13 protein-coding genes are annotated in these 15,053 nt (G+C 72.2%); 6 read left to right on the top strand and 7 right to left on the bottom strand.

Features of this window, described 5'->3' with window-relative positions:
* Positions 1-85 precede the first annotated feature (85 nt).
* On the bottom strand, positions 86-1,195 hold the full coding sequence (locus tag CCN42_RS20330; RefSeq protein ID WP_086737618.1) for a ferritin-like domain-containing protein: 1,110 nt from the start codon (positions 1,193-1,195) through the stop codon (positions 86-88).
* 139 nt (positions 1,196-1,334) lie between these two features.
* Between CCN42_RS20330 and CCN42_RS20335 the strand changes: the two genes are divergently transcribed.
* From CCN42_RS20335 to CCN42_RS20350, 4 genes are all read left to right on the top strand, one after another.
* Complete coding sequence (locus CCN42_RS20335) at positions 1,335-2,273, top strand: AurF N-oxygenase family protein (RefSeq protein WP_086737620.1); 939 nt, start codon at positions 1,335-1,337, stop codon at positions 2,271-2,273.
* Positions 2,274-2,408: 135 nt separating this feature from the next.
* Positions 2,409-3,065 (top strand): TetR/AcrR family transcriptional regulator, encoded by a 657-nt coding sequence (locus CCN42_RS20340; RefSeq protein ID WP_086737622.1) that lies wholly within the window; start codon positions 2,409-2,411, stop codon positions 3,063-3,065.
* A 10-nt stretch (positions 3,066-3,075) separates the two neighbouring features.
* A complete protein-coding gene (locus CCN42_RS20345; RefSeq protein ID WP_086737623.1) occupies positions 3,076-3,390 on the top strand; it encodes a hypothetical protein in 315 nt (104 codons plus the stop codon).
* Between the two features lie 102 nt (positions 3,391-3,492).
* A complete protein-coding gene (locus tag CCN42_RS20350) occupies positions 3,493-4,599 on the top strand; it encodes a C40 family peptidase (protein ID WP_086737625.1) in 1,107 nt (368 codons plus the stop codon).
* On the opposite strand, the gene CCN42_RS20355 is transcribed toward CCN42_RS20350, so the two are convergent.
* Genes CCN42_RS20355 through CCN42_RS20375 form a run of 5 tightly spaced genes read right to left on the bottom strand, consistent with a single transcriptional unit; the run spans position 4,563 to position 10,378 of the window.
* A complete protein-coding gene (locus tag CCN42_RS20355; RefSeq protein ID WP_086737626.1) occupies positions 4,563-5,825 on the bottom strand; it encodes a styrene monooxygenase/indole monooxygenase family protein in 1,263 nt (420 codons plus the stop codon). The genes CCN42_RS20350 and CCN42_RS20355 overlap by 37 nt on opposite strands.
* A gap of 24 nt (positions 5,826-5,849) precedes the next feature.
* Positions 5,850-6,497 carry a GTP-binding protein gene (locus CCN42_RS20360; protein WP_086167513.1) on the bottom strand — a complete coding sequence of 216 codons (648 nt, stop codon included), beginning with the start codon at positions 6,495-6,497 and terminating at the stop codon, positions 5,850-5,852.
* Complete coding sequence (locus CCN42_RS20365) at positions 6,478-6,900, bottom strand: DUF742 domain-containing protein (RefSeq protein ID WP_086737628.1); 423 nt, start codon at positions 6,898-6,900, stop codon at positions 6,478-6,480. Before CCN42_RS20365 ends, CCN42_RS20360 begins: the two co-directional genes overlap by 20 nt.
* Positions 6,897-7,400, bottom strand: a complete 504-nt coding sequence (locus tag CCN42_RS20370; RefSeq protein ID WP_086737629.1) for a roadblock/LC7 domain-containing protein — start codon at positions 7,398-7,400, stop codon at positions 6,897-6,899. The genes CCN42_RS20365 and CCN42_RS20370 overlap by 4 nt, the downstream gene beginning before the upstream one ends.
* Positions 7,397-10,378, bottom strand: coding sequence for a sensor histidine kinase (locus CCN42_RS20375; protein WP_086737631.1), 2,982 nt, complete (start codon positions 10,376-10,378; stop codon positions 7,397-7,399). The genes CCN42_RS20370 and CCN42_RS20375 overlap by 4 nt, the downstream gene beginning before the upstream one ends.
* A gap of 356 nt (positions 10,379-10,734) precedes the next feature.
* Here CCN42_RS20375 and CCN42_RS20380 point away from each other — a divergent pair, with 356 nt between their 5' ends.
* A complete protein-coding gene (locus tag CCN42_RS20380; protein ID WP_086737633.1) occupies positions 10,735-11,535 on the top strand; it encodes a protein phosphatase 2C domain-containing protein in 801 nt (266 codons plus the stop codon).
* Between the two features lie 145 nt (positions 11,536-11,680).
* Complete coding sequence (gene lon, locus CCN42_RS20385) at positions 11,681-14,104, top strand: endopeptidase La (protein WP_086737635.1); 2,424 nt, start codon at positions 11,681-11,683, stop codon at positions 14,102-14,104.
* Between the two features lie 63 nt (positions 14,105-14,167).
* On the opposite strand, the gene CCN42_RS20390 is transcribed toward lon, so the two are convergent.
* Positions 14,168-14,989 carry a lysozyme gene (locus CCN42_RS20390; protein ID WP_086167507.1) on the bottom strand — a complete coding sequence of 274 codons (822 nt, stop codon included), beginning with the start codon at positions 14,987-14,989 and terminating at the stop codon, positions 14,168-14,170.
* Positions 14,990-15,053: the final 64 nt, after the last annotated feature.

A 15,053-nucleotide genomic window follows, 5' to 3' on the forward strand; every position in this document is an offset into this window, starting at 1 on the left:
ACCGGGGGGACATCACCGGGGGCGGGGTGGCGGCACCCATCGCCAGGGCGGTGATGGAGGCGGTGCTCAGGACGGCCCGCTGAGGTCAGTCCGGGGCGCCGCCCTCCTCGATCGTGCGCCGCACCTCCGCCGCCCGCGCCCGTTCCTCCGCCGCGAAGCGCTGGGCGTCCAGTTTCTCGGCGATCTCCTCGTCCTGTGACATCAGCAGGTCCAGGCTGGAGTCGCCGAGTTCCAGGACGCCGAGGTCGACGTAAGCCTGCTGGAGGCGTCTGCCCCACAGGCCGATGTCCTTGACGCAGGGGACGATGCGGCTGAAGAGGAGCTTACGGAAGAGGGCGAGGAACTCGGACTGCTCGCTGTACTCCTCCGCCTCGGCCTTCGGGATGCCGAAGTTCTCCAGGACCTCGACCCCGCGCAGGCGGTCGCGCATGAGGTAGCAGCCCTCGATGACGAACTCCTCGCGTTCGCGCAGTTCGGCGTCGGTGAGCTGCTTGTAGTAGTCGCGCAGGGCCATGCGGCCGAAGGCCACGTGCCGGGCCTCGTCCTGCATGACGTAGGCGAGGATCTGCTGGGGCAGCGGTTTGTCGGTGGTGTCGCGGATCATGCCGAAGGCGGCCAGGGCCAGGCCTTCGATCAGCACCTGCATCCCGAGGTAGGGCATGTCCCAGCGGCTGTCGCGCAGGGTGTCGCCGAGGAGGGACTGGAGGTTGTCGTTGATCGGGTACAGGAGCCCGATCTTCTCGTGCAGGAAGCGGCCGTAGATCTCGGCGTGCCGGGCCTCGTCCATGGTCTGGGTGGCGGAGTAGAACTTGGCGTCGAGGTCGGGCACGGACTCGACGATCCGCGCGGCGCAGATCATGGCGCCCTGCTCGCCGTGCAGGAACTGGCTGAACTGCCAGGAGGCGTAGTGCCGGCGCAGGTCCGCGCGGTCCTTGGCGGTGAGCTTCGCCCAGTGCCTGGTGCCGTACAGGGCCAAGGCCTCGTCGGGGGTGCCGAGGGGGTCGTACGGGTCGACCTCCAGGTCCCAGTCGATGCGCTTGGTGCCGTCCCACTGTTTGTCCTTGCCCTTCTGGTAGAGGGCGAGCAGGCGCTCCCGTCCGGCGTCGTACTCCCAGTCGAAGCGTGCCGCGCCGGTCGCGGGGACCGTCCAGCCGGGGTCGTCCGGTGTGGTGGTGTACACGTCGAAGGTCGGCATGTTCCGCAGGCTCCCGCGTAGTAGACGCGCGGTCAACAAGTCGCGCACGAACTATTGACGAGCTTGCTGACAAGCAGTCTCATAAGCAGTGACCCACGGGTAACCGGAACAGCGCTCCGTACGACGAGATGGGACTGCCATGACGACCCTGACGGAAGCCGACGCGGTCGAGGGGCTGCGCGACGCGCTCGGCCTGCTCAAGGACCGGGAGCAGGTGGCCGAGCGGCTGCTCGACTCTTCCGCCAAGCACTCCTTCGACCCGGACAAGGAACTCGACTGGGACGCCCCCTTCGAGGAGGGCAAGTGGTTCTGGCCGCCGGAGCTGGTGTCGCTCTACGACACCCCGCTGTGGAAGCGGATGAGCGAGGAGCAGCGGATCGCGCTGTCCCGGCACGAGTCGGCGGCGCTCGCCTCGCTGGGCATCTGGTTCGAGATCATCCTGATGCAGCTGCTCGTGCGGCACATCTACGACAAGGCGGCGACGAGCGCGCACGTGCGGTACGCGCTCACCGAGATCGAGGACGAGTGCCGGCACTCGAAGATGTTCGCCCGGCTGATCTCCCGGGGTGACACCCCCTGGTACCCGGTCAGCCGCACCCACCAGCACCTCGGCCGGCTGTTCAAGACCATCTCCACCACGCCGGGCTCCTTCACCGCGACCCTGCTCGGCGAGGAGATCCTGGACTGGATGCAGCGGCTGACCTTCCCCGACGAGCGCGTGCAGCCGCTGATCCGCGGCGTCACGCGCATCCACGTCGTGGAGGAGGCACGCCACGTGCGCTACGCCCGCGAGGAACTGCGGCGCCAGATGGTGACCGCGCCGAAGTGGTCGCAGGAATTCACCCGCGTCACCTCCGGCGAGTTCGCCCGCGTCTTCTCCGTCGCCTTCGTGAACCCCGAGGTGTACACCAACGTGGGCCTGGACAAGCGCGAGGCCATGGCGCAGGTGAAGGCCAGCGGGCACCGCAAGGAGATCATGCAGACCGGCGCCAAGCGGCTGACCGACTTCCTCGACGACATCGGCGTGCTGCGCGGCGTCGGCCGGCGGCTGTGGAAGTCGTCCGGGCTGCTGGCCTGAGGGCCGGTGCGCCCCGGAAGGGGCGCGGGGAACCGCGCGACCGGCCGCGCACACCACGCGCCCGCCGAGACACCCTGGCCACCCGGGTTCCCCCGCACACCGGCCAGGGCGGCGCACGCCATTACGCTGCCGGTCATGACCCCTCAGGCCCCCGCCCGCACCTACCGCCGGCTCAGCGTCGAGGAACGGCGCAGTCAGCTGCTCGACGCCGCGCTCTCCCTGTTCGCGCACCGGGCCCCCGAGGACGTCTCGCTGGACGACGTGGCGGAGGCGGCCGGCGTCTCCCGGCCGCTGGTGTACCGCTACTTCCCCGGCGGCAAGCAGCAGCTGTACGAGGCCGCCCTGCACTCCGCCGCCGAGGCGCTGCGGGGCTGCTTCGACGAGCCGCGCGAGGGCCCGCTGCTGCCCCGCCTGGCCCGGGCCCTGGACCGCTACCTCGCCTTCGTCGACGAGCACGACGCGGGCTTCAGCGCGCTGCTCCAGGGCGGCAGCGTGGTGGAGACCTCCCGGACGACGGCCATCGTGGACGGCGTACGGCGGGCGGCGGCCGAGCACATCTACCGGCACCTGGGGGTCGACGACCCCGGCCCCCGGCTGCGGATGACCGTCCGGATGTGGATCACCGCCGTGGAGGCGGCCTCCCTGATGTGGCTGGACGAGGAGAAGCAGCCGCCCGCCGGGGAGCTGCGGGACTGGCTGGTGGACCAGTTCCTGGCGGTGCTGTCGGTGACCGCCGCGCGGGACGCCCAGGCCGCGGCCGTGGTGGCGGCCCTCGCCGCGGCGGATGGCTGACACTGGTGCCGTGAAGAGCGAAGACACCCCCTTCGAGGGCGGGCCGATGGACGGCCGGACGCTGCCCGTGCTGCTGGGGATCACCGGGCACCCGCCCAAGACGTACCGCATCCCCGTCCCGGACCCGGCGGGCGGACCGCCGACCGTGCTGGTCTACCGCCGGGTGTCGCGCGGGCAGGGGCGGCTGACCCAGCGCTGGAAGTACGTCCACGACCCCGGGGGCGAGCCCGGCGGCGGCCGGCCGAGGTGGCCGTGGTCGAAGCCGGCGCGGCCCGCCGGTCCCGGCGCCACGCCGGGCGGCAACCGGGACGACGCCGAAGGGTGACGCGTTACGCCATCCCGAGCACGCCCGGCGAGCGGCCCGCGCGCAGGCGCCGGATGCTCGCGGTGCGGCGCGGAGACTCCGCCCCGCACCGGAGGTGATGACGTGTCAGGAAGGTTTCTGCGGCTGGCCTGTACGGCGGCCGTGACGGTCTGCGCCACCCTCACGCCCGGCCCGGCGGCGACCGCCGTTCCCGAGCCCGGGCCGCCCCGCGACCGCACGCTCTCCCAGTTGCTGACGGACCTTCAGCGGCTGTACCGGGAGGCCGAGCGGGCGACGGAGACGTACAACGCCACCGCGGAGGAGCTGAAGGAGCGGCGCGCCGAGGTCGCCCGGCTCGACCGCGCGCTGGCCCGCGCCCGGCTCTCCCTGCACGACAGCCGGGGCGCGGCCGGCCGCCTCGCGCGGCAGCAGTACCAGAGCACGAGCACCGCGCTCTCGCCGTACGTACGCCTGCTCCTGGCCCGTGATCCGCAGCGCGCCCTCGACCAGGGGCATGTGATCGGCCAGGTGGCGCGCGAGCGTGCCGAGACGGTGGGCCGCCTCACCGGCACCGAACGCAAGGCGGACGGACTGGCCCGCCGGGCGCGCACGGCGCTCGACGCCCAACTCGCCGTCGCCGAGCGGCAGCGCGAGGAGCGGGACGACGTGCGGGAGCGGCTCGGCGACATCGAGGAACTGCTGGCCTCCCTCACCGCCGAGCAGCTGACCGCGCTCGCCGAGTTCGAGGACAAGGGGATCGAGAAGGCGCAGCGGGACCTGGTGGCCTCGGGCGCGCTCGCCGCCGAGGACCCCGAGCCGTCCGACGAGGGCGGCCGGGCCCTGGGCTACGCCATGCGGCAGCTGGGCAAGCCGTACGAGTGGGGTGCGGAGGGCCCGGAGACCTACGACTGCTCGGGTCTGACCTCCGAGGCCTGGGGCCACGCGGGCACCCCCATCCCCCGCACCAGCCAGGAGCAGTGGGCCGAACTCCCCCGCATCCCGCTGAGGGACCTGCGCCCTGGCGATCTGGTGATCTACTTCCCGGAGGCCACCCACGTCGCGATGTACGCGGGCGACGGCAAGGTCGTCCACGCCCCGCGCACCGGCGAGGAGATCGAGATCTCCCCGCTGGCGAACAACCCGGTGCTGGGCGCGGTGCGCCCCGACGCCCGCCCGGACGGGGCACGTGAGGACTACGCTCCCGCCGCGCCCGAGACCTCCATCAGGTAGCCCTCGGTCTTCTGCGGCTCGTAGAAGAAGTTCTCGAAGTCCGACGGGTCGTTGAAGCCGTTGGCGAAACGGTCCGCCACCGGCTGGAGCTGGCCCGCGGCGCCGATGAGGTTGAGGACGTGCTCCGGCGGCGGGGCGAGCATCGTGTTGGTCCACTTGGTGACGTGCCGGGCCGTGGCCCAGTAGCGGTCGAAGGTGGCCCGCATCCACTCCTCGTCGAACGGCTTGTCTCCGTGTTCGAGGATGGCCGAGAGGTAGGCGGCCGCGCACTTGGCGGCCGAGTTGGAGCCCTGTCCGGTGATCGGGTCGTTGGCGACGACCACGTCGGCCACGCCGAGGACCAGGCCGCCGGAGGGCAGCCGGCCGATGGGGTTGCGCACGGTGGGGGCGTAGCGCCCGGCGAGGGTGCCGCCGGCGTCGGTCAGTTCGACCTTGGTGGCCCGCGCGTACTCCCAGGGCGTGAACTTCTCCATGAGTTCCAGGGTCAGGGAGAGGTGTTCCGCCGGGTCCTTGACGCCCTTGAACGCGTCCAGCGGGCCGCCGGGTATGCCCTCCCAGAAGAGGATGTCGGCGCGGCCGGAGGTGGTGAACGTCGGCATGACGAACAGTTCGCCGACGCCGGGCACCAGGTTGCAGCGGACCGCGTCGAACTCGGGGTGCTCCGGGCGCGGGCCCAGGCCGTGGACGTAGGCGACGGCGAGGGCGCGCTGCGGCTCCGTGTACGGGGAGCGCTCGGGGTCGCGGGCGAACATCTGCACCAGCTCGCCCTTGCCGGCCGCGACCAGCACCAGGTCGTAGGCGCGGGAGAAGTAGTCGAGGTCGCCGACGGCCGCGCCGTGGATGACGAGCTGGCCGCCGCGCTGCGCGAACGTCTCCATCCAGCCGGCCATCTTCACCCGCTGGTCGACCGACTGCGCGAACCCGTCGAGCCTGCCCACCCAGTCGATCGCGCGCTGTGTCGGCCCCGGGTCGTGCGAGCCGGGGGCGGCCACCGAGACGCCGAGTCCCTCGATCTTCGGGGCCTGGGACTCCCAGAAGTTCAGCTGGAGGTCGCGCTCGTGCTGCAGTGCCGTGTGGAACATGCACTGCGTCGACATGACCCGGCCGGAGCGGATCTCGTCCGCGGTCCGATTGGACATCAGGGTGACCTCGTAGCCGTGCGACTGGAGGCCGAGGGCGAGCTGGAGGCCGGACTGGCCGGCTCCGACGACGAGTATCTTCCGCATGCGGTTGCTGTCTCCTAGTCGGGACTACTCGGGGGTTTCGTCGAGCGCGTGGCCGACGAGGGCCAGGAGGGTCTCGATCACCGAGATCCGGCGTCGCGCATCCATGATCATGACAGGTATGTGCGGCGGGATCGTGAGGGCCTCGCGGACGTCCTCCGGATCGAACAGCTCGCTGCCGTCGAAGTGGTTGACCGCGACGACGTACGGCAGCCCGCAGCTCTCGAAGTAGTCGAGCGCCGGGAAGCAGTCCTTCAGGCGGCGGGTGTCGGCCAGCACGACCGCGCCGATCGCGCCGCGCACCAGGTCGTCCCACATGAACCAGAACCGCTGCTGGCCCGGCGTGCCGAACAGGTAGAGCACCAGGTCGTCGTCGAGCGTGAGGCGGCCGAAGTCCATGGCCACGGTGGTGGTCAGCTTGCCGGGCGTGGCGGTGAGGTCGTCGGTCTCCTCGCTGGCCTCGGTCATCAGGGCCTCGGTCTGCAGCGGGGTGATCTCCGAGACGGCGGTGACCAGCGTGGTCTTGCCGACGCCGAAGCCGCCCGCCACCACGATCTTCGTGGCGATGGGCGCCCGGGTGCGGTCCGTCTGCCAGGACTTCAGGTCCTCGTCGGGCTCGGCCACGTCGACGAGCGGGGAGACGCCACGAGCGGCATCAGAGACGACGGAGTCCACTCAGCACCCTTTCCAGCAGCGCGCGGTTCGGGCGGCCCGTGCCGTGCCCGGTACCGGTTCCGTACACGCGGATCTTTCCCTGGTCCGCGAGGTCGCTCAGGAGCACACGGACCACGCCGAGCGGCATCTTCAGCAGCGCGGCGATCTCGGCCACCGTGCGCATCCGGCGGCACAGTTCGACGATGGCCATCATCTCCGGCATCACCCGGGTGGTGAGGGAACCGTTCGTGAGTTCCCTCCGCCCCTCGGCGGCGTCCAGCGCGGCCGTGCTGGCCACGAACGTCTCGACCAGCAGGACGTGCCCGAAGCGGGTACGGCCGCCGGTGAGCGAGTAGGGGCGGACGCGGGCGGGCTTGCGGTCGCCGCCGCGGACCGGGAGCTGTGACTTCGGTGTGGCACTCATCGGGCACTCCCCGTCGACTCGGACTCCAGGGATTTCCTCAGCTCGCTGCGCAGTTCGGGGGTCAGCACATGGCCGGCGCGGCCGACGAAGAGCGCCATGTGGTAGGCCACCACGCTCATGTCGCAGTCGGCGGAGCCGTGCACCCCGAGCAGCGAGCCGTCGCTGATCGACATGACGAACAGGCTGCCCTCGTCCATCGCGATCATGGTGTGCTTCACCCCGCCGAAATCCAGCAGCCGGGCGGCGCCGATGGTGAGGCTGCCGATGCCGGAGACGATGGTGGCCAGGTCGGCGGCGGAGCCGCGCGGACCGGTGGGGGCGTCGGCCGGGGACCGGCGGGCGGCCTCGTTCCTGCCCGGGTCCGAGGAGAGCAGCAGCAGACCGTCCGAGGAGACCACGGCCACCGAGAGGATGCCGGGCACCTCCTCGACGAGGTTGGTCAGCAGCCAGTGCAGATTGCGGGCCTCACTGCTCAGTCCGAAGGTACTGGGCGCGGTCAACTGCTTGCCTCCTCGACTGTGCCCCCCGTGGCTTCTTCGGCGTGTGCCTGTCCTGCGGTCGTGCGGTGGTGCGGTGCGGGTGCCCCGGGTGCCGGGGTCTGGGCCGTGTGCTCGGCGATCTCCGCCTCGACATCGCGGCGACCGGCCTCCGCCCCCCGGCGGAAGCCGCCCAGCCGGCGGCGCAGCGCGTCCGCGTCGACACCGCCGGCACGCGGCCGGGGCGTCGTCGACGGCGCGGTGATCTTCGGTGTGCGCTTGGGCAGCCCCTTGTCGGTGAGCCGTTCCTCGCCCTCGTCGGGGGCGCGGTCGTGCGTGTCGGGGCCGATGGCGTACGGGTCGGCGGGGGCCGCCGGCTCCGGCAGTACGGGGTCGGGCCGCGCGGGCGCGGGCTCCGGCGCGGCGGGCCGGTCGGCCGCCGGGGCGGGTTCCGCGTGGCCGGTGCCTTCGGCGTGGTCGGCGGCTTCGGTGCGTTCCGCGCGCGGGGGCTCCGGGATCAGCAGCTCCATGGTGGTCTCGGAGGGGGACTCCGGGACCACGGCCTCGGCCGGCTCCTGCGGACGTCCGGCCGGCTCGGTCCCGGAGACGGTCCCGGACGCGGAGTCGTCCTCGGCCGCCTCGGCGCTCGTTGCGGCGTCCCGCTCCCGTCCGGCCTGCTCGGCTTCGGCCTGCTCCGCCGCTGCATGCTCGGCTTCGGCCTGCTCGGCCACTGCCTCTTCGGCTTGGGCGTGCTCGGCGACGGTCTTCTCCGCGAGCGCCACCAGCGGGTCGTCGTTCTTGGCGCGACCGGGCAGCACGTTGGAGTTGGCCTCGGCGTCGGCGCCGGGCAGGGAGAAGGTGTGGGTGCCGTCCGGGGACGGGGCGGCGCTGGGCACGGCGGCCGACGCGGCGTCGGCGAGCAGCGGCTGCGGCAGTACGACGACCGCCGCGACGCCGCCCTGCTTCTGCTCGCGCAGCTGGACGCGGACGCCGAGCCGGTGGGCGAGCCGGGCGACGACGTACAGCCCGAGTCCGAGCCCGTCCTCGCCCTCGTGGTCGTACGCGGCGTCGGGGTCGAGGTCGGCGAGCCGGGCGTTGAGCCGGGTCATCCGCTCCTCGGTCATGCCGATGCCGCCGTCCTGGACGGAGAGCATGACCTCGCCGTTCTCCAGCAGCCAGCCGGAGACCTCGACGGGCACGTCGGGCGGGGAGAACGAGGTGGCGTTCTCCATCAGTTCGGCCAGCAGGTGGGAGAGGTCGTCGGCGGCGAACCCGGCGATGTGCGCGTGCGGCGGCAGCGCGGAGATACGGACCCGCTCGTACCGCTCGATCTCGCTGACCGCGGCGCGGACGACGTCGACCAGCGGGACCGGGCCGGGGTTCTGCTGGACGTGCTCGGTGCCGGCGAGGACGAGCAGGTTCTCGCTGTGCCGGCGCATCACGGTGGCGAAGTGGTCGAGCTTGAACAGGGTGGCGAGCCGGTCGGGGTCCTGCTCGCGCTCCTCCAGCTGCTCGATGACGGCGAGCTGGCGTTCGACCAGGCCGAGCGTGCGCAGGGCCAGGTTGACGAAGGTGCTGCCGATGCTGGTGCGCACCCGCTCCAGCTGGGCCGCCGACTCCTCCAGTTCCGCGCGCAGTTCCTCGCGGGCGTCCGCCATCTTCTGCCGCTGTCCGACCAGGTGCTTGCGGTCGGCCTCCAGGGTGGCGACCCGCTCGTGCAGGGCCACGGCCTGGGCGTGCAGGGCGTTGACGGAGCGCACCACCCGGGCGAACTCGTCGTTGCGGCCGGTGAACCTGACCGGTTCCTCGGCGGCCGGGTCGGCGGCCTCGGCGAGCCGGGCGGAGCCGATGCGCAGCACGGCGAGCGGGCGGGTGAGGGAGCGCGCCATGGCGGTGGCGACACCGACGGCGAGCAGCAGCAGCGCGCCGAGGATCGCGATGCGGATCTCCAGCTCGGTGACGTCGTCGTCGCGCAGCCGCTCCAGGTCGGTGGTGCGGCGGTCGTACAGCGCGGCCTCGACACCGCGCATGGCGTCGACGCGGGCGGAGAGCGCGGCGTTCAGCTTCCCGGCGTCGGTGCCGAGTTCGCCGTCGGAGAGGGTCGGCTGGTCGGTGAGGCTCGCCAGGTACTCCTCGGCGGAGTTGACCTCGTGGCCGGTGACCGTGGAGTCGTAGGAGGCGCGGGCGGCCTTGGTGGCGGTCTCGCGGAAGTCCTCCAGGGCGGCGTCGGAGCGCAGCCGGGCCTGCTGGGCGGCGGCGGAGAGCGCGGCGCGCTGCTTGCTGTCGGCCTCGGAGGAGGTCGTGACCGTGGTGGGCAGGCCGGTGATGGGGTCGATCACCGTCTCGGTGCCGCGCGGCACGCTGAGCGCGGCGAGCAGGAGTCCGCGGGTGGCGGCGGCCTGCTGGACGGCGGAGTCGAGTTCGGCGAGGGCGTACGCGCCGGAGCCCGCGCGGGGCGGCAGCTGCTCGGCCAGGTCCTCGGCGAGGCGGTGGAGTTCCGCGATGGCGTCGGAGTACGCCTGGTGGGCTTCGAGAGCGGTGCTCTTCCCGGTGAGCGCCGCTCTGCGGACGGCCGCGATGGCGTCCAGGTCCCTCAGCAGCTCGCCCGGGGTGTCGGTGTCGCCGCGCATCTCCTCGACCTGCCGGTCGACGCGCGCGCTGCGCTGCTCGGAGGGCGCCTTGGACTTGGGGCGGCCGGCCGCGACGTACGACGTCACCTCGTCGCGCTCGTCGGCGAGCGCGTGGGCGAGGGCCAGCGCGTCCTGGGTCCGCTCGGCGAGCGTGACCAGATCCTGTGTGTCGCTCGCCTGCGCGGTCGCGGCGAGTACGGACGGGGCGCCCGCGCCGGCGATCGCGGCTGCCACCACGGCGACGGCCACGATCAGCCGGTTGCGTACGTGGGTGGGGCGGCCCTTCCCGACGGGAGTGTGCTCCGCTGCCCCCTCGGGGGCCGTCTGCCTGCCTGTGCGCCGAGGCCGCTTCTTCTGCACCGGTGCTCGCATTCCTGACTCGTGTACCCGTGGACCCGGGTGACGCTCCGTCAACTGGCGCGTACTCCCGGTACAGTTCCCGACCCTCCCAGTGCCGGTGGGCAGGGGGCGTGCATCGCCTGACCCGCCACCCGAAGGAGTGAACATCGGACCGGAGTTGGCGGGCAAGTTCCTCTGGCGTGTGCGACCGCCTTGCGCGGCGCGCCGGTTGGACGTCCGGGGCAGGCTTTGGCAGGATTCGCCGCCACGCCTTGCCGGAGTGCGCCATTCCCCCCCAAACCCGGCTGCTGACCTGCGGGAGTTCGGCGGATCGGCGACCGATGCCAGCCTTTCGCGGACCTTGTGAAGGGCTCGTGCAGACTGACCGGATGCGTACGGAACTTGTCTCGGTGCCCGGTGATCCCACGCGCCCCAACGAGGACTTCGCAAGTGTCGGGCTTCCCGCTTCCGGACAGGGCGGTTGTCTGGTCGTCCTGGACGGAGTGACTCCGCCGAGGGGCGACACCGGCTGTCTGCATTCCGTCCCCTGGTACACCGCACGTCTGGGCGGGGCGCTGACCGAACTGACCGTTTCACTCCCGGATGTTCCGCTGTCCGGCGCACTGGCCCACGCGATCGCACGTACCTCCGAGGCCCACGCCTCAACCTGTGACCTTTCTCACCCTCGGACGCCTCAGGCAACCGTCGTCCTGGCCCGCTGGACCGAGGAGACCGTGGACTATCTGGTGCTCTCCGACTCCGCCCTGCTCCTGGAGTCCCCCGACGGCGCGGTCACCCCCGTCCTGGACGACCGTCTCTCCCGCCTGCCGCGTAAGGCACTGGTCTCCGACGCCGTGATCGACGCCGGCTACCGAAACCGGGAGGGCGGCTTCTTCACCGCGGCCGCCGACCCCGCCGTGGCCGCCCGCGCCGTGACCGGGGCGGTGCCGCGTGCGGACGTGCGCTCCCTGACCGCCCTCAGCGACGGCGCCGCCCGCTGGACGGAGCGGTTCCGCGAAGGCGACTGGACCGATCTGCACACCGCCGTCCGCAAGAACGGCGCCCAGTGGCTGGTCGACCGCGTCCGCGCCCTGGAGAGCGCCGACCGGGAGAGCCGCGCGTACCTGGGCCGGAGCAAGACGCACGACGACGCCACGGTGGTGCGGGTGGAGCTGCCGCCGGCCGACTGATCCCCGCTCCCGGCGCACCCCCTCTCATCAGCGAGAACACCGCCCGCCGCCAGTGATCGCTCACAGCGAACAACGCCCTGGGAACATTCGGGCCCCGTCGCGCATTGAGTCGGCATAACTCAACTTGACTGCCGAAGGGGAGATCATGGCTGCTGAGTCCACGGCGTTCACACCGCTCACCCTGCCTGTGCTGCCGCTCGATGACGAGGTCGTGCTGCCCGGGATGGTGGTTCCGCTCGACCTCAACGACACGGACGTACGGGCCGCGGTGGAGGCCGCGCAGGCGGCCGCGCGGTCGGAGCCGGGCAAGCCCAAGGTGCTCCTGGTCCCCCGCATCGACGGCACCTACGCGAGCACCGGTGTCCTCGGCACCGTCGAGCAGGTCGGCCGGCTGGCCGACGGCGACCCGGGCGCCCTGATCCGCGGACGCGGACGGGTGAAGATCGGCGCCGGGACCACCGGGCCGGGCGCCGCCCTGTGGGTCGAGGGGACGCGCCTCGACGAGAGCGTGCCCGAGCCGCTGCCGGGGCACGTCACCGAACTGGTCAAGGAGTACAAGGCCCTCGCCACCGCCTGGCTGAAGAAGCGCGGCGCCTGGCAGGTGGTCGACCGGGTGCAGGCCATCGACGACGTCTCCGCGCTCGCCGACAACTCCGGTTACTCCCCGTTCCTCACCACCGAGCAGAAGGTCGAGCTGCTGGAGACCGCCGACCCGGTCGCCCGTCTGAAGCTCGCCACCCAGCAGCTGCGCGACCACCTCGCCGAGCAGGAGGTCGCCGAGACCATCGCCAAGGACGTCCAGGAGGGCGTCGACAAGCAGCAGCGCGAGTTCCTGCTGCGCCGTCAGCTGGAGGCCGTCCGCAAGGAGCTGCGCGAGCTGAACGGCGAGCAGGAGGGCGAGGAGTCGGACGACTACCGGGCCCGCGTCGAGGCCGCCGACCTGCCCGAGAAGGTCCGCGAGGCCGCCCTGAAGGAGGTCGACAAGCTGGAGCGGGCCTCCGACCAGTCCCCCGAGGGCTCATGGATCCGCACCTGGCTGGACACCGTCCTGGAACTGCCGTGGAACGAGCGGACCGAGGACGCGTACGACATCCAGGGCGCCAAGGCGGTCCTGGACGCCGAGCACGCCGGTCTGGAGGACGTGAAGGAGCGCATCACCGAGTATCTGGCGGTGCGCAAGCGGCGCAACGACCGCGGCCTCGGTGTCGTCGGCGGACGGCGCGGCGGTGCCGTGCTGGCCCTGGTCGGCCCGCCCGGCGTCGGCAAGACCAGCCTCGGCGAGTCCGTCGCGCACGCCATGGGCCGCAAGTTCGTCCGGGTCGCCCTCGGCGGCGTCCGCGACGAGGCGGAGATCCGCGGCCACCGCCGTACGTACGTCGGCGCGCTGCCCGGCCGGATCGTGCGCGCCATCAAGGAGGCCGGTTCCATGAACCCGGTCGTCCTGCTGGACGAGATCGACAAGGTGGGCTCCGACTTCCGCGGCGACCCGGCCGCGGCGCTCCTCGAAGTCCTCGACCCGGCCCAGAACCACACCTTCCGCGACCACTACCTGGAGGTCGAACTCGATCTGTCGGACGTCGTCTTCCTCGCCACGGCCAACGTCCTGGAAGCCATCCCGGAGGCCCTGCTGGACCGTATGGAGCTGGTCCGGCTGGACGGCTACACCGAGGACGAGAAGGTCGTCATCGCCCGTGACCACCTGGTGCCGCGCCAGCTGGAGCGCGCCGGGCTCGGCGCGGACGAGGTGACCGTCGACGAGAGCGCGCTGCGCAAGCTCGCCGGCGAGTACACCCGCGAGGCGGGCGTGCGCACCCTGGAGCGGTCCATCGCCCGGCTGCTGCGCAAGGTCGCCGCCCAGCACGAACTGGGCGAACGGGAACTGCCGTTCACCCTCACCGACGCCGATCTGCGCGAGCTGATCGGGCGCCCGCACCACGTGCCGGAGTCGGCCCAGGACCCGGCCGAGCGCCGGACGTCCGTGCCGGGCGTGGCGACCGGCCTCGCGGTGACCGGCGCGGGCGGTGACGTGCTCTACGTGGAGGCGTCGCTGGCCGACCCGGAGACGGGTGCGGCGGGCCTGACGCTGACCGGCCAGCTGGGCGACGTGATGAAGGAGAGCGCGCAGATCGCCCTGTCCTTCCTCCGCTCGCACGGCGCCGAGCTGGAGCTCCCGGTCGCCGACCTGAAGGACCGGGGCGTGCACATCCACTTCCCGGCGGGCGCGGTCCCGAAGGACGGGCCGAGCGCGGGCATCACGATGACGACGGCACTGGCGTCCCTCCTCTCGGGCCGCCTGGTCCGCACGGACGTGGCGATGACCGGCGAGGTCTCGCTGACCGGCCGGGTGCTGCCGATCGGCGGTGTGAAGCAGAAGCTGCTCGCCGCCCACCGGGCGGGCGTCACCACGGTGATCATCCCCAAGCGCAACGAGCCCGACCTGGACGACGTCCCGGCCGAGGTGCTGGACAAGCTGGACGTCCACGCCGTCACCGACGTCCGCCAGGTCCTGGAACTGGCCCTGGCCCCGGCGACCAGCACCGCCGGCCCCAAGGTCCCGGTGGCGGCGTGACGGACGCCACCGGACGAGGAAGGCCCGGCCCCCGTGAGGGAGGTCCGGGCCTTCCCCTATGTGTCAGCCGTACGCCAGGGCCTGCACCCGGTCGAGCGCGCCGTTGAACCGGTTGTGGTCGCCCACGGTCGGGCCGGTGGAGGTGTACTGCCACATCGTGTAGTAGCTCCACCCGGCCGGCAGCTCGCCCACCGTGGAGGCGTAGCGCGCGATCCACAGCGGGTTGTACTGGGCGAAGCCCCCGTAGTTGCCGGTGCACTGCTTCCACCAGCTGGTGGCGGTGTAGATGACCGCGTCGCGGCCGGTGCGGGCCTTGTACGTGTTCAGGAAGTCGCGGATCCAGGTGACCATCGCCGACTGCGTCTTGCCGTAGCAGGCGGCGCCGTAGGGGTTCCACTCGATGTCGAGGGCGCCGGGGAGGGTCCGGCCGTCGCGGGACCAGCCGCCTCCGTTGTCGACGAAGTAGTTGGCCTGGGTGGCGCCGCTGGTGGTGTCGGGGGTGGCGAAGTGGTAGGCGCCACGGATCATGCCCACGCCGTACGAGCCGGTGTACTGCTGCGCGAAGTACGGGTTCTTGTAGTACGTGCCTTCCGTGGCCTTCACATAGGCCCACTTCACGCCGCTGTTCCACAGGGTCGTCCAGGCGACGTTGCCCTGGTGGCTGCTGACGTCCACGCCTTCGGTCTGGGTGGCGTCGCCGGGCGTCGGCGTGCCGTGCACACCGTCGTGGGCCGGTACGCCCATGCCCATGTGGGCGGTGCCGCGGGCGGGCACGTCGGCGGCGGACGAGGGGACGGCGAGCAGGAGCGAGAAGGCGGCGAGCAGGATGCCGGTGACGGTCAGACGGCGCCGGCGCCGGGTCGTTCCGGATCTGTGCACGGGCATGACGTGCCTCCGAAGACTGAAGGTGTTCGGTGGGGTGCTCGTGGGGTGCTGGTGGGGGGTGTTC

It is taken from the genome of Streptomyces glaucescens (assembly GCF_002154375.1).
Taxonomy (GTDB): Bacteria; Actinomycetota; Actinomycetes; order Streptomycetales; family Streptomycetaceae; genus Streptomyces; species Streptomyces glaucescens.

Bases quoted from the DNA above. Each gene is read 5' to 3' on its own strand.
- CCN42_RS20330 (WP_086737618.1), bottom strand. From the start codon at position 1,195: ATGCCGACCTTCGACGTGTACACCACCACACCGGACGACCCCGGCTGG.
- CCN42_RS20335 (WP_086737620.1), top strand. From the start codon at position 1,335: ATGACGACCCTGACGGAAGCCGACGCGGTCGAGGGGCTGCGCGACGCG.
- CCN42_RS20340 (WP_086737622.1), top strand. From the start codon at position 2,409: ATGACCCCTCAGGCCCCCGCCCGCACCTACCGCCGGCTCAGCGTCGAG.
- CCN42_RS20355 (WP_086737626.1), bottom strand. From the start codon at position 5,825: ATGCGGAAGATACTCGTCGTCGGAGCCGGCCAGTCCGGCCTCCAGCTC.
- CCN42_RS20365 (WP_086737628.1), bottom strand. From the start codon at position 6,900: ATGAGTGCCACACCGAAGTCACAGCTCCCGGTCCGCGGCGGCGACCGC.
- CCN42_RS20375 (WP_086737631.1), bottom strand. From the start codon at position 10,378: ATGCGAGCACCGGTGCAGAAGAAGCGGCCTCGGCGCACAGGCAGGCAG.
- CCN42_RS20380 (WP_086737633.1), top strand. From the start codon at position 10,735: ATGCGTACGGAACTTGTCTCGGTGCCCGGTGATCCCACGCGCCCCAAC.
- lon (WP_086737635.1), top strand. From the start codon at position 11,681: ATGGCTGCTGAGTCCACGGCGTTCACACCGCTCACCCTGCCTGTGCTG.
- CCN42_RS20390 (WP_086167507.1), bottom strand. From the start codon at position 14,989: ATGCCCGTGCACAGATCCGGAACGACCCGGCGCCGGCGCCGTCTGACC.